The sequence below is a fragment of the Streptomyces clavuligerus genome (assembly GCF_005519465.1).
GTDB classification, from domain to species: domain Bacteria; phylum Actinomycetota; class Actinomycetes; order Streptomycetales; family Streptomycetaceae; genus Streptomyces; species Streptomyces clavuligerus.
This window is the reverse complement of the sequence record NZ_CP027858.1, coordinates 3,151,149-3,164,445: the sequence shown is the minus strand read 5'-3', so window position 1 is coordinate 3,164,445 and position 13,297 is coordinate 3,151,149. Positions and strand designations below refer to the sequence as shown.

Here is a 13,297-nt window from a genome sequence, read left to right as displayed (position 1 = left end):
GGCTGCTCACCCCCGAGGGTCCTCAGAGATCCTCGAAGCTCTCGAAACCGCCGGTGCCGTCGGGGCCGCCCGCGCCGTGGATCCGCACGGTGAGACGGACGATCCGGCGGCCGAAGCGGATCTCGTCCCCGTTCCGCAGCCGTATCCGCTCGCCGGGGCCCACCGGCACCCCGTTGACCCGGGTGCCGTTGGCGCTGGGCACGGGCGGCTCCGCGACCCATACGGTGCCGTCGGGTTCCGCGGTGACCACCGCCTGGCGGCGGGAGACACACGTCAGCCCGGCGAGGGCGGCGGCGGTCAGCGGCGCCCAGCCGGGGTCCCGGCCCAGGTGGAGCGGGGCACCGGGGCGGACCGGGAGGGCCAGCGCCAGGGCGGGGCAGCTCAGGACGACGGCGGCGGAACGGGCGCTGCCGCAGGACGGGCAGCGCGGGGCCCCGGCGGCCAGCGGGTCATGGCAGTTCGCGCAGGTCTCCGGCGGCTCCGGTTCCGGTTCCGCCGCCCGGTCCCGTTCCCCTTCCGGCGCGGCGCCGGTACCGGCGGCGGTTCCACCGGCGTCGGCGGTGTCGGGTCCACCGGTGCCGGTGCCGGTGCCGGTGCCGGGTCCACTCGTGTCGGTGTCGGCGGTGGTGCCGGTGTCCGTCTCCTCTCGCCCGGGTCCGGTCGGCCCGTCGTCCGGCTCGGTCCACCAGGGGGCGTCGCGGGCCCCGGCGGTCACCGGTGGTCCCCCGGCGTCCCGTCCAGCGGCGCGACCCGGAGCGCGAGCGCCGGAGCCCCGTCCGGCCCCACCCGTACGTCCACCACCGTGACCTCGGTCCCGTACAGGGTCTCCCGGTCGAACAGCTCCCGCGCCAGCGGATTGATCAACAGGGTCTCCAGCAGCATGCCGATACCGCGTCCGCCGTTGTCGGTGTCGGCCGTGCACCGCGCGGAGAGGGTGTGCCGGGCCTCCTCCGTCAGCCGCAGCAGCACCCCCTGCTCGTCCCGCAGCACCCGCTGGATATTGCGGATCTGCACATCGAAGATCTCCGCGGCGACCTGGTCCGCGATGTAGTCGAAGACGACCACGTTGCCGCCGAGCCGGTTCATCAGCTCGGGCCTGCCGATCTCCTCCACGAAGTGGTGTTTGACGTTGCCGAGGACGACCTCCTCCAGCTCCTCGTACGGCATGCCGGGCCGCGCCACCCGCCCCGTGCCGCCCGCCGGGCCCCCGCCCCGTACCCCGAGGTTGGAGGTGAAGATGAGCACGCACTCGCTGAAGTACGTGGTCACACCCTGGCCGTCGGTCAGCCGTCCGTCCTCCAGGACCTGGAGGAACTTGTCGAGAACGCCCCGGTCGGCCTTGTCGATCTCGTCGAACAGCACCACCCGGAACGGGTCGTTGCGCACCGCCGTCGTCAGCTCGCCCCCCGCCTCGTACCCCACATATCCGGGCGGCGCGCCCACCAGCCGGTCCACCGAGTGCGCGGCGGAGAACTCGCTCATGTCGAAGCGGAGACAGGCGTCCTCGGTGCCGAAGAGGACCGTGGCCACCGACTTCGCCAGCTCCGTCTTGCCGGTGCCGGTCGGCCCGGCGAAGAAGAGGACGCCGCGCGGACGGCTGCCGGAGTGCGAGGCCTGGGCGCCCGAGAGGCCGAGGGCCGCCCGCTTGAGGATGTCGAGGGTCTTCGCGACGGCCTTCTCCTGACCCTTCACCCGGCCGCGGATGTACGACTCGCCCTTTCTGATCTGCTCCCGGACGGAGCCGCGCTGCCAGGGGTTGTCCTCGACGCCGAGCTGGTAGACGCGGACGGCGTCCCGCATCGCGCTGAACGGCAGCCCCCGGTCGAGCGCCATCCGGGAACTCTCCCGCATCGCCCGCAGGGTCAGCCCGGCGGTGCTCCGGGCGAACGCGTCGACGGCGAACGCGTCGGCGGTGGACGTGTCGTCGGTGAGTGCGGCGGCGGTGGACGGGTGGGCGGCGAGTGCGTCGGCGGCGGATGTGCGGGCGGTGGACGCGTCGGCGGTCGGCCGCTTGGTGAGACGTACGGGGGCGGGGCCCTCCGGGGCCGCCCCGGGCTCCGTGGCCCCGGCCTCCGCGCACGCCCGGTGGTCGGCGGCCAGGAGACGGGCCATCCGCTGCCGGGACCCGAGGTCGGGCAGCGGGATGCCGATCGTCCGGATCCGCTCGCTGCCCGCCACCAGCCAGGACGGCAGATCGCGCTCGCCCTCGACCAGCCAGATCAGCGGGTTGAACAGCCGCCGCCCGCCGTCCGGGGCGGGCAGCGGCCGGGCCTCCTCGGCGAGTTTCAGACAGCCGAGGAAGAAGTCCCGTTCGGGGTCGCTCAGCCGGGACACATCGGTGGGGATGCGCGCCGCGTAGTCGATCAGCAGGACCACGCGGTACGGGTCCTGCCGGGGGGAGAGCGGGAGGCGCGCGTCCCCCGGGCGGGACGGCCCCCCGCGCGGGCGGTGGTGCCGCCAGCCGGTGACGATCGAGTGGAGCAGGCGCTCCACGCCGGGCTGCGGCCCCGAGCCCTCCGCGCCCCGGCCCGCCGTACCGGGCCCGGGGGAGGGAGCGGGCCCGTTCCCGCCGGACGCGGACAGCAGCTCCCGGACCTCGTCCGCCGCCGTGCCCGTGACCACGGAGAAGCCGTCCAGGACGTTGTAGCGGACGAGCGCCTCGTACCCTTCGGGCCGCAGCGCGTTCCACAGCACCTCCGTGAGGCTGTGGGCCCGGTCGGGGGAGCGCCGGTCCCCGCCGCCGGGGGCGGTGTCGTGGCGTACGAGATGGACGTCCCGGATGTTGCCGTGCAGGACGTACTGGGCGTGCACCCCGAGGGTGCCGGTCAGCTCCTCCGTGAAGGCGGGGAGCCGCCGCTCGCGGCCCGCCCCCGCCCTGTTCCGCGGCATGCGCGATCCGCTCCCCTCCGCCGTGTTCACCGCCGGGGCTCCGGTCCGGGCCGGTCGGAACGCTTCGGACGGTCGGGACGGTCGGGACGGTCGAGGGCGCGGGCCTGGGGACCGTCGCCCCGCCGGGCGCGTGCGCGGTCCGCCGCGACGGGGGCCCGCGCGGCCGACGCTTCCGGCACGGAGACCGGGGCCGGGACGGGGACCGGGTCGAACGTCAGGCGCATCGTCACCTCGGCCCGGTCGAGCAGCCGCTCCAGCGCGCGCAGTTGACGGGGTGCCTCGGCACAGCGCCGCCGGTCGCGGTCCCGGTCGTCCTCGGTCTCCGTCCCGGCCGGGCGGGCGCGGTGCATGGTGACCACGCGGGCGTGTCCGCTGTCCGTCGGGATCAGCCGCAGCCAGTGCTCTCCGCCCCAGCCGGGCGGGGTCCAGTCCACGGTGCCCGGGGGGTTCCCCGCGTTCTGCGCGGTCCCCCGTCCGCGTTCGCGCGCCGGGGCGGCGGCCCGGGAGCCGTCGGCCGTGCGCCGGAGCACCGCCCGGACGACCTGGGCGGTGTAGAGCTGCCGCAGCGCGGAGGTCCGGTTCCCGACCCGGGCCCCGATCCGGGCGCGCAGGGCCTCGTCCGGTGGCTCTCCCCCGTCCAGTGTCCGTTCCAGCAGCGCGATCTCGTCCGGCGGGGCGGTGGGCAGCGCGTTCGCCGCCTCCGGCGGCAGACCGGCGGGGGCGTCCCGCAGAAAGCCGAGCTGGAGGGCCGCCCACTCCCGTGCCTCCCGCCGCCGCCCGGCCGCGCGGACCGCGCGGTCCGCGAACTGCTCGGCCTCCCGCAGATGGCGTCCGGCGGCCGCGGCCCGTCCGGCGGCGGCCTCCTCGGCGGCCACGGCGACCGCCTCCTCGACCAGGAGCCGGTCCGCGGGGTCCACATCCGGGGGAAGCCTGGCGATCAGCTCCACGCCGAAGGAGACGGCCGACTCGCCGGAGGGCGCGACGGGCCGCTCCGGCGGCCGGTCGCGGGGGGCGTCGGCGGACGTCGTGAGCGCGTACTCCGCGAGCGCCCGGGCCCGCCGCTCCCGCAGCCGCAGCGCGAGCCGGTCGCTCCCGGGGACCCCGGTGGCGACGAGGGGCGTCCGCTCCAGCTCGGCGCGGGCCTGGGCCGCCTCGGCCGAGCGCAGCCGCCGCTCGGTGGCGGCGAGCCGTTCCCAGAGCTGCCCCAGCGTCATGCCCACGGGGGACAGCGGCGGCGGGACCGGCGGGCCGTCGGGCCCCGGGGGCAGCTCCGCCTTCCGCACCCGGACGGCCAGGGTCTCGATCCGCGCGTTGACCCCGGCGGCGGCGAAGGCGGCCTGGCGCCAGCACTCGGCGGCCCGGCAGGCGTCGACGCGCTGCCGCCGCAGCTCCCGCTGCGCCCCGGCGGCCCGGATCGCGGCCTCCGCGAGCAGCTGCGTCCCGGCGAGGGCGGCCCGTCCGGCGAGCAGGGCGCCGCTGAGCGAGCCGAGCCCGACGAGGGCGGGGAGCAGCAGGTCCTGTGCCTGGTCCAGGGCGGCGTCCAGGACCTGTCCGGCCGCTTCGGAGGCGTCGACGGAGGGGGAGACGGGGAGGGACACGTCGGGCAGGACCGAGTCGACGGTGTAGTAGCCCATACCGGTGCTCATGCTCCGCCCCCGTTCCCGGGGCGCCCCGAGGGGAGTGGCCGTTCCCGCTCCGGGGTGCTGCCCGGACCGGGGCCGGGACGGGCCCCCGAACCCGCCCCCGCCCCGGCCCGGAGTCCGGTGGTGAATCGATGCCAGTCGTGGAGCCGCCGCACACTCCACCCGCCCAGCGCCAGGACGGTGACGAGGGGCCAGAGCCAGGGCGCGTGCACGACGGCGAGGCCCAGCAGCGCGAACGGGACGAGGAGCAGCAGCCCCCGGACCGGGAAGCGCGCGCCCGGCTGCCGGACGAACCGGGCCAGGGGCAGGGCACGGTCGACGAGCAGCCCCGCGAGCGAGCGGTCGGGGTGGTAGGCGGGGCTGCCGATCCGGTACGCCGTCAGCAGTTCGATCGCCAGCGTCGCGGCGGCGGCGGGCACCGCGAGCAGCCACGCCGTCAGCACGGTCGCGGGCGGGGCCCAGCCCAGCACGTCGCTCAGGCCGATGAGGAAGATCCAGGGGAGGATGAGCGCGAGGGCCCCGGCGACCGCCCGGCCGAGGGTGGGCGGCAGGTCCTGGCGGCGGAGCCAGCGCGCCGCCGCGTCCTCGTCCAGCAGCCCGCGGTGGATCGCCCGCTCGCGGTCGGCGCGGTGCCGCTCCTGCCAGGACTCGTTCTCGGCGAGTCCCGCGAGCCGGTCGGCGAGCGCGAGCCGGACGAGGTCGGGGAGGAACGACGGGGCCCTGCCCGGGCCCGTGCCCCTGCCGGTTCCTGTGCCTGTGCCCGGGCCCGTGCCCCTGCCGGTTCCTGTGCTCGTGCCCCTGCCGCCGGCTGTGCCGTCGGCCGCGTCCGGGTGGGCGGCCCCGTCCCGGTCCCGGACGAGACGTTCGTACCAGGGCACCGGGCACGGCAGCCCCGCGAGGGTGCGTTCCGCGCGTTCCGTCAGCGTGGTCCGGTGGGCCGCCGGATGGGCGACGAGCGCCAGCAGACCGGCCCTGCGGTGGTCGGAGACGGCCGTCAGACGGCGGACGACGTCCTCGGCGCCGCGCAGCGAGGGGAACTCCGCGAACAGGTTCTCCACCTGGCTCTCCCAGTGGGAGAGCGCGGCGACCCAGTCCCGGTCCAGCCGGCGGAGCCCCGCGCCGCCCGGCCGGTGGTCGAGCAGCGGCAGCAGGGTGTGCTCCCGCAGCTCCCCGACGACGGAGCCCGCGAGTTCGTCCCCGCCCAGGGCGGCGCGGGCCAGCTCCCCGACCCCCGCCCGGTCCAGCGGGTGGCCCCGGTAGGAGGCGTCGAGCCCCGGGCCGAGCCAGGAGACCAGCCGGACCAGCGTCGCGGGCCGGGGGGCGTCGGCCAGCAGCCCTGTCAGCGCGGCGCGTTCCGCCGGGTCCCGGCCCGCGACCCCGTCGAACTGCCCCAGCCAGCGGACGAACTCCTCCCGGCCCCGGCGTCCGCGCAGCGCCCTGCGCATGCTCTCCCAGTTCTCGGCGAAGACCGGGGCGAGCGCCTGGGGACGGGTGAACTCCTCGCCCAGGAAGGCGTACGGCTCGACGGCGAGCCCGTCCCGCTCCGGTGTCCCGTGCGGTGCCGCGCCCGCCGTCCGGCCCTCCGCCGGGGGCGCCACCGGGGGCAGTTCGCCCGCCAGCCACCGGGCCACCTCGTCGGCGCCCCAGCGGTGGTCCGGGTCGCGGGTCAGCAGCCCCCGGCACAGCACCAGCAGCCGGGGGTCGGTCACCCGGCGGAGGTCGGGGGCGCGGGAGACGATCTCCTCCTGGATGTTCTCGTCCCCGTGGTAACGGATGGGGTGGCGGCCACCGGCCAGCTCGGCGGCGATCATTCCCAGCGACCACCAGTCGGCGGGCCGGTGGATCGACTGGCTGCGGATCAGCGCCTGGGGGGAGAGATAGGGCAGGGTGCCGACCCAGTGCCTGCCCCGGGTGGCGCGCCCGTCGGGGGCGTACGCGGAGACACCGAAGTCGACCAGGGTCAGCTCGGGGTCGGCGGGGTCCAGGCTGCCGAGGACGAGGTTCGCGGGGCTGATGTCCCGGTGGACGACGCCGAGGCCGTGGAGCGTGGTCAGGGCCTCGTGCGCCTGACGGACGACGGCGGTGACGAACGGGACCGGGGCCGGGCCGGGTTCGGCGCGCGACCGTGCGGCGAGGTCGGTCTCCCCGTAGGAGGGGGCGAGGTCGTAGGGGTGGCCGTCGGCTCCGGCGGGGTCGGCCTCGACGAGGTGGGCGAGGCGGGGGTGGGGTGTGCGCAGCAGCTCCCACACCTCGGGTTCGGGGGCGTGTTCGCGGTCGTACCACTTGAGGACCCGGATCGCTGCTCCGTGGGCGGTGTCCCGGACCCGGAAGACGGCCGCCTGGTGCGGGTGTTCGGGCCTGCGGAGCACGGACAGCAGCCGGAAGCGGTCGTGGAGGGAGCGGGGGAGGCCGCCGGTGTCGCCCCGGAGGGAGCGGGAGGAAAACGAGGGGGACGAGGCGGACGAGGCGGACGAGGAGGAGGACGGGGAGGACCCGGGGGCCCGTCGGGGCCGGGGGCGGTCGCGGGGCTCGATGTCCGTGGCGGGCGCGACGCCGGTCACGGGCTCGACATCGGTGACCGGCCCGGCGTCCGTCGCCTGCTCGACATCGGTGACCGGCGGGTCGGGCGGTTCGTGCTCGGTGGGCGGAGGGAGGGCCACGGAGTTCACCTCGTACGGAGAACGGAGAGCGGAGGACGGAGGACAGAGCGCGGGGAGCGGGGAGCGGGGAGCGGAGAACGGGAGAGCGCAAAGAGCAGAAGGAGCACGCGAGAGGGAACGGGAAGTGGAGATCCTGAAGGGCAGGGGAAGAGGGTGGGAAGGAGAGCGGAAGAGGGTGGGAAGGGGGCCGGGGAGCCGATTTCCCGAATTTCTGTTCTGGAGTTGCCGGGGAACGTGGGACGAAAAGGGAAATCCGTTGTCCCGGCCGTGCGGAATGGCGGATTCCCTGCGTTCCGGGCATCGACCGCCGGACGCTCGCTCGCTAACCTGACGGCCATGAGTCAGGAGCAATTGCCCGCCTCGCCGCCCGCGTACGACCAACTCCTGGAAGAACTGCGGAACATCCGCAGGCCCGGTCTCGCCGGGCTGCGCGGCGGCGGTCACACGGCGCTGCGCACCGCCGCGCTCGCCGGTGGCTTCTGCGGCGGCCCCGACGACATACCCGCGGGCATCGAGGCCCTGCTCAAGGCGGCCGTGCGCCGGCTCGGCGAGGGCGATCTGCTCGGCCGGGCGGCGGCCCACACCTTCGGACTCCTCCCCGACCGCCGGGGCGCCCCCGCGCCCGACCGCCGCAAGATGGCCGCCGCCGTGTACGGGGTGACCTCCGAGCGCTTCCGCAAGCACCAGGAACCCCAGGTCCTCCAGCAGCTCGCCGAAGCCGTGCTGGCGGTGCTGCGCGAGCCGCCCGTCGCCGCGCTGCCCCCGGCGGCTCTCGGCGCCACCGGGCCCGAGCGGCCCCCGAAACGCATCGAGCAGGTGCCCGTGGGCGGACGGGGCACGGTGACGCTGCATGTGTCCCCCGTCGAACTGCTGCGGGACATCGACGTCCTGGTCTCGTCCGAGAACGTCTATCTGGAGATGTCCAAGACCTTCCGGCCCACGGTCTCCGGCTCGCTCCGGCTGGCCGCCGCCGTGCGCGACCCCGCCGGGGAGATCGTGGACGATGTCCTCGTCCGTGAACTGGGCGCCTGGCTGCGCACCCATGGCCGCCCCGGGCTCCCCGTACGGCCGGGGACGGTGGTCCCCACGTCGTCGGGCGCGCTCGCGGTCCGGGGCATCCGGCGGATCTACCACGCGGCGGTGGTCGTCCCGCACGAGGACGGCTACCGGGTCGACCCGTCGAGCATCGCCCGCGCGGTGAGCGCCTGTTTCGCGCTCGCGCGGGAGGAGAGCGAACGCGGGGGCACCCCCCTCCGCTCGATCTGCTTCCCCCTCCTCGGCGCGGGCCACGGCGGTCTCGACCGGGCCCTCAGCGCGACCTGGCTGCGCTGGGCGATCCGCGACGAACTGGCCAAGGACCCGGACCGGCAGGTGCATCTGGTGGTCCGCGACCGTGCGACGGCGGACGCCATCCGCCCCCGCTGACCCTCCGGCCGTCGGGGCGGACGGCTCAGGGGGGCGGTGGGTTGCCGGAGCGCCAGCCCACGCGGGTGAGGCGGATGCCCGCGTGCCGCAGCCCGCGTTCCAGCGCGGCGAGTTCACCGCTGCGGGGCACTCCGTAGAGGCGTAGCCGTCCATCGTTCCCTCCGTCCTCCCCCTCGGCCGCGTCCGCCGCGGCTGCTGTGCCCGCCGCACCGGCGGTGTCCGCTGTGCCCGCCGCACCAGCCGCGTCCGCTGTGTCCGTCGTGCCTGCCGTGTCCGCCGTCTCCGCCTGGAGCCGGGGACCGGGCTCCTCGGCCCGCTCCAGGTGCTCCGCGTACCGCGCCCGCCCCAGCGCGGTGAGGGGCCGCAGCCGCTGGTTCGCCGAGCCCCGCCAGACGAGACCGGTGGGCTCCGCGGCCCGGAAACGCCCGGTGACCAGCGCGTCGGCGGACCGGACGGCCGCCGTGCGCGCCGGGTCGCGGGCGATCTCGCCGTCCTCGTAACCCGTGTACAGGAGCAGATCGGCCGGGGCGGCCGGGCCCGCCGCCGCCGTGCGCAGCCGGGCCGCCCCCGCCAGCAGGGCGGCGACCCCCTCCGGCTGGTCCAGCGGTTCGCCGCCGCTGACCGTGAGCCCGTCCGCCCCGCGCGCCAGCGCCGTGCGCCACAGCTCCAGCAGCTCCGGAACCGTCCGCACGGTCCCGCCGCGCGGGTCCCAGGTGTGCCGCGACATACAGCCGGGGCAGGCGAGGACACACCCCTGGACCCAGATGCCGAGCCGCGCCCCCGGCCCCAGCGTCCGGACCGGGAAACGGATGTCGCCGACCCTGATCCGCGGCCGGGGCCCCTGACCGGCGCCGTCTCCGGCACCGTGCCCGAGACCGTCCCCGCGGTCCTTCGACTCCATGGCCACTCCGCCCCCCTTTCCCCGTCCTCCATTTGAGTATGGCCATGTCCGGACGGTTGTCCCGGGCGCTTCCCGGGTGATTCCCGGGCGGCTTCGGGGCGGGTTCGGACGGGACCCGGAAAAGGGCTTCTCCAGGGGTACGGGAAGCACGGGCCTTCGGTACCGTCGACCGCACCCGGCGCATTCTCCGCCGGGCTGTGCGAAGCCCGCGTGATCCCTGCGATCCCTGCGGCTGACGGTGCCGGACGAAGGCCCGTGTGCGTATCGCGCAGAAATGGTGATACCTCGTCCGGGCGCGGAAATTCCGTGTCCGGAGGAATGCGGGGGAAGTCATTCATGATCAGAACCGACAGCGTCAACGGGGTGGCCCGGCGCGGCGGACTCGGCCGTGCCGCGCGGCTGTTCGCCGGATGGAGCGGCAGACGGGACGGGGCCCGCGGCATCCCCCGCCTGCCGCTGCGTGCGGACGGCGAGCCCCTGCCCACCGGGCCGGCCGAGACGGATCAGCTCCTGGTGACCCCGTATGTCACGGCGGTCCGGATGAGCGCCCGGCGCAGCACGGAACAGATGCGGGCCGCGCTGATCCGGCGCGAGCGGGCCCGTATCGCCGAACTCCGCGCCGAGTCGGTGCGGGTGGTCACGCAGTACGACGTCCGGGGCGAGCCGTTGCCCGCCGCGCTGGCCCGTTACGGCCGCTGGGTGGGCGAGTGGCGGGTCCGTACGGATGTGTGCCGGGCCCACGCCCAGGCGGTGGCCGACCGGGCCAATCAGCAACTCGCCTGGTACTGGCGGTCCGTGCTGCTGGAGCACGAGCCGCTGGCCCTGCTGGAACGGCGGCCCGTGCCGGAGTGGCTGCCCGGCCGGGTGGAACTGGACACCACCTGGCGGCTGCCGGACGTCTGGCTGCTGGACGACGACGAGTGGGAGGGCACGGCGACCTCGCGGGCGCTGCGGCTGCTCGACGGCCAGGGCGGCGCGCCCGGCCCCCGTCGGCCCGCGCCGGACGCCCGGCACGGGTGGGACCCGGGCACCGCGCCGGGCGCGCCCGGCCCCCGCGCCGCCCCGACCGCCCCATCCAACACGCCCGCCCCATCCAACACGTCCAACACACCCGGCACCCCGGACACCGGCCACGCCGGAGGGAGGACCCCGTCATGACCGCTGGAGACCGAGCGGGCCGGGGGCGGCACGGCCCCGCACCCGCCCCCCACCGCCGCCGCGCACTCCCCCGTACCGTCCGTACCGCCCGGCCCGCCCGCCGGGCGGCACCCGCGCTCGTGCTCGTCCTGACCACCCTGCTCACCGGCTCCGCCTGCGGCCTCCTGAACGAGGAGAGCGAGCGGTACACCCGCGCCTGCGGGGTCGTGGTCGACGGCTCCGGTTCCGGGAGTGCCGGCCGGACCGGTTTCGACGCCCGCGCCAAACTCCGGGGCAGCCTGGAGCGGTTCCTCACCGACACCGGGTGCCGCACCCTCGCCTTCGCCCCGATCACCAGGGCGTCCCAGTCGTCAAAGTGCCAGGCGAACACGGTGGACCTCGATCCCGAACTCGCGGCCACCGAGGACCGCGAGCACTACCGGGGCCAGTTGCGGGCCGACGCGCTGAAGACGGCCGGTGAACTGCTGACGTGCGCGCAGCGGCAGCGGCCCGGTTCGGACGTGGTCGGGGCGCTGTCCCGGATGGCGCAGCACCGCCCGTCCGGGGAGCGGCCCGCCGAAGGGTCCGGTGAGGGGACCGGCACGGGGCCGGACACCGGGCCCGGGGGGCGGAAGGGCTCCTTCGCGGTGCTGGTGGTGAGCGACTTCGAGCAGAACGACGACGACTTCACGATGAGCGGGCAGAACCTGGCTACGGAGCAGGGCCGCGCCGAGGCGATCGGGAGGCTGCTGTCGTCGAACGGCACCCCCGATCTGTCGGGCGCGGACCTCTACCCGGTGGGCTACGGCATGAAGCACAAGACCCGGCCCGCCGCCTATCAGCGCTTCGACGCCTTCTGGACCGAGTTGCTCGAAGGGAGGCTCAAGGCCCGTGTCCACACCACCTATCGATAGGAACGGTACGGGGACCGGCGGCGGGAACGGCCCCGGGCCGTTGCGCCCGCTGCGCGGCACCCTCGGCGGAAGGGACCGGACCCATCGGTTCCGCGGACCGCGCCGGGGACGGCGGAACACCGGTGATCCACGCGAGGGAACCCTGCCGCAGCCCGAGCCCGTCGAGTCCCGGGCCGTCCGGGAGGCGGGGGAGCACCCGCTCGTCCGGCGCGCCCGCCGGGACGGCGCGCAGGCGGCGGCCCGCGGCGTCTTCGACCCCTGGGTCCTGGCCGCCGCCGACGGCCTTCCGTACCTCGTGGCACTGGAGTACCAGCGGGACCGGGTGCGGGCACGGCTCGTCGTGGCATCGGCGCGGGCCGACGAGGACGCCGTGCAGGAGGAGAGCCGGCTCCGCTCGCTCGTCGAGGAGGGCACCCACCGGCGGGCGCGGGCGGAACGGCGGCGGGAGCGGCTGGAGGTCCGGCGGGACACCGTCATCGCCCAGCTCGACCGGCTGGCCCGGCGCGCCGACCGCTGGGACGCCTTCCGTGACGGTCTCGTCGGGCGGTACGAGCGCCGCCGCCGCGCCGGGGCACCACCGGCCGCCGGGGAGGCCCCGGAGGGCCTGACGGGCCGCGGAGCGCGTTCCGGCCGGGACGTCCCCGTACGGCCCGGCGAGGACCCCCGTCGCACGGACCTCCGCCACGCGGACCCCCGTCACCCTGACGGCCGCCGCACGGACACCTGGCAGTCGCTCGCCGATCCCGGACACGACCCGGGAGCGGGGCACGGCACCGCCGAGGCCACCCGGGCGGCGTGGGAGGGGGCGAAGGCCCGCCCGGGACTCTCCCCGCTCGCGCGGATCGCCCTGCTCACCCTCCTCGCCCTGGTGGAACTCCCGGTCTACTACGTGGTGTTCCTGCGGCTGCACGGGAACGACAGGACGGGCGAGACCCTGTCCGTCAGTCTGACCCTCGCCGTCGCCACGGTGATGGTCATCGCGCCCCACTGCGCGGCCCGGGTCCTGCGGGGCCGTGCCGCCACCGGCGCGATCAAGCTCTCGGCCCTGCCCGCGCTGGGGATTCTCGCCGCCTGGGGCTACGGGGCCTGGATGCTCGGTCTGCTGCGGGCGAAACTGATCTTCGCCCCGCCGGAGACCAGAACGACCAACGGCAGAACGTACACACCGAAGAACTCGGTCGACGCGCTGGAGCTGTCGCAGACCAGTGTGTCGGCGATGTTCATCGCCCTGCTTCTGCTCTCCGGCGGGATCGCCTTCCTCATCGGACTGGGCGACGAACATCCCTATCTGGGCTCGTACCGCCATGTCGTGACCCGGCTGGACGCGGCGGAACGGGAGATCGCGGACGCCCAGCGGGACATCGAGCGGGCGTCGGCCGCGCTGAACTCGCTCGCGGAACGGCGGGCGGAGCGCCGGAGGGCACAGGAGGCACGGCTGCACGCGGTCGGCGGTCTCTACGAGTCGGCCGCCGCGTCCTATCTGAACGGGGTGGCGCTCGGGGCCCGGGACCCGGCGGTCACGGAGGCGGCGACCCGGCTGGCCCGCCGCTGGCCACTGCTGGCGGAGGCACCCGTACCGGTACGGGTGTGACCCGCGTACCGGCACGGCCGACGGCGCTGTGGCCCGGTCCCCCGAGGGGCCGGGCCACAGCGCCGTCACTCACGATCGTCCCGCCCGCCCGCGCGTCGGGAACAGTCGGACGGACGGACGGACGGATACCCGGACGG

9 protein-coding genes are annotated in these 13,297 nt (G+C 76.0%); 4 read left to right on the top strand and 5 right to left on the bottom strand.

The window, feature by feature from the left end:
- Positions 1 to 22: 22 nt before the first annotated feature.
- Genes CRV15_RS13235 through CRV15_RS13220 form a run of 4 tightly spaced genes read right to left on the bottom strand, consistent with a single transcriptional unit; the run spans position 23 to position 7,192 of the window.
- Positions 23 to 715: an FHA domain-containing protein gene (locus CRV15_RS13235; RefSeq protein WP_003961183.1), complete on the bottom strand. Its 693-nt coding sequence runs from the start codon at positions 713 to 715 to the stop codon at positions 23 to 25.
- Entirely contained in the window at positions 712 to 2,889 is a 2,178-nt protein-coding gene (locus CRV15_RS13230; RefSeq protein ID WP_009996944.1) for an AAA family ATPase, read from the bottom strand. The genes CRV15_RS13235 and CRV15_RS13230 overlap by 4 nt, the downstream gene beginning before the upstream one ends.
- Before the next feature lie 26 nt (positions 2,890 to 2,915).
- On the bottom strand, positions 2,916 to 4,535 hold the full coding sequence (locus CRV15_RS13225) for a hypothetical protein (protein ID WP_003961185.1): 1,620 nt from the start codon (positions 4,533 to 4,535) through the stop codon (positions 2,916 to 2,918).
- Complete coding sequence (locus CRV15_RS13220; RefSeq protein WP_009996946.1) at positions 4,532 to 7,192, bottom strand: serine/threonine-protein kinase; 2,661 nt, start codon at positions 7,190 to 7,192, stop codon at positions 4,532 to 4,534. The genes CRV15_RS13225 and CRV15_RS13220 overlap by 4 nt, the downstream gene beginning before the upstream one ends.
- 336 nt (positions 7,193 to 7,528) lie before the next feature.
- Between CRV15_RS13220 and CRV15_RS13215 the strand changes: the two genes are divergently transcribed.
- On the top strand, positions 7,529 to 8,617 hold the full coding sequence (locus CRV15_RS13215) for a macro domain-containing protein (RefSeq protein ID WP_044972215.1): 1,089 nt from the start codon (positions 7,529 to 7,531) through the stop codon (positions 8,615 to 8,617).
- 25 nt (positions 8,618 to 8,642) lie between these two features.
- Here CRV15_RS13215 and CRV15_RS13210 read toward each other — a convergent pair whose 3' ends face one another.
- Positions 8,643 to 9,518 (bottom strand): 4Fe-4S single cluster domain-containing protein, encoded by an 876-nt coding sequence (locus tag CRV15_RS13210; protein WP_003961188.1) that lies wholly within the window; start codon positions 9,516 to 9,518, stop codon positions 8,643 to 8,645.
- Positions 9,519 to 9,854: 336 nt separating this feature from the next.
- Between CRV15_RS13210 and CRV15_RS13205 the strand changes: the two genes are divergently transcribed.
- From CRV15_RS13205 to CRV15_RS13195, 3 genes are read left to right on the top strand one after another with little or no spacing between them, the layout of a single operon-like run.
- Positions 9,855 to 10,676 (top strand): hypothetical protein, encoded by an 822-nt coding sequence (locus CRV15_RS13205; protein ID WP_009996952.1) that lies wholly within the window; start codon positions 9,855 to 9,857, stop codon positions 10,674 to 10,676.
- The gene (locus CRV15_RS13200) at positions 10,673 to 11,569 is read left to right on the top strand and encodes a hypothetical protein (RefSeq protein ID WP_003961190.1); all 897 of its coding nucleotides are present in this window, start codon (positions 10,673 to 10,675) and stop codon (positions 11,567 to 11,569) included. The genes CRV15_RS13205 and CRV15_RS13200 overlap by 4 nt, the downstream gene beginning before the upstream one ends.
- On the top strand, positions 11,547 to 13,160 hold the full coding sequence (locus CRV15_RS13195) for a hypothetical protein (protein WP_230864148.1): 1,614 nt from the start codon (positions 11,547 to 11,549) through the stop codon (positions 13,158 to 13,160). Before CRV15_RS13200 ends, CRV15_RS13195 begins: the two co-directional genes overlap by 23 nt.
- Positions 13,161 to 13,297: the final 137 nt, after the last annotated feature.

Excerpts from the sequence above, each read along its gene's own strand:
- CRV15_RS13205 (WP_009996952.1), top strand. The coding sequence starts at position 9,855 with ATGATCAGAACCGACAGCGTCAACGGGGTGGCCCGGCGCGGCGGACTC.
- CRV15_RS13210 (WP_003961188.1), bottom strand. The coding sequence starts at position 9,518 with ATGGAGTCGAAGGACCGCGGGGACGGTCTCGGGCACGGTGCCGGAGAC.
- CRV15_RS13215 (WP_044972215.1), top strand. The coding sequence starts at position 7,529 with ATGAGTCAGGAGCAATTGCCCGCCTCGCCGCCCGCGTACGACCAACTC.
- CRV15_RS13225 (WP_003961185.1), bottom strand. The coding sequence starts at position 4,535 with ATGAGCACCGGTATGGGCTACTACACCGTCGACTCGGTCCTGCCCGAC.
- CRV15_RS13200 (WP_003961190.1), top strand. The coding sequence starts at position 10,673 with ATGACCGCTGGAGACCGAGCGGGCCGGGGGCGGCACGGCCCCGCACCC.
- CRV15_RS13230 (WP_009996944.1), bottom strand. The coding sequence starts at position 2,889 with ATGCCGCGGAACAGGGCGGGGGCGGGCCGCGAGCGGCGGCTCCCCGCC.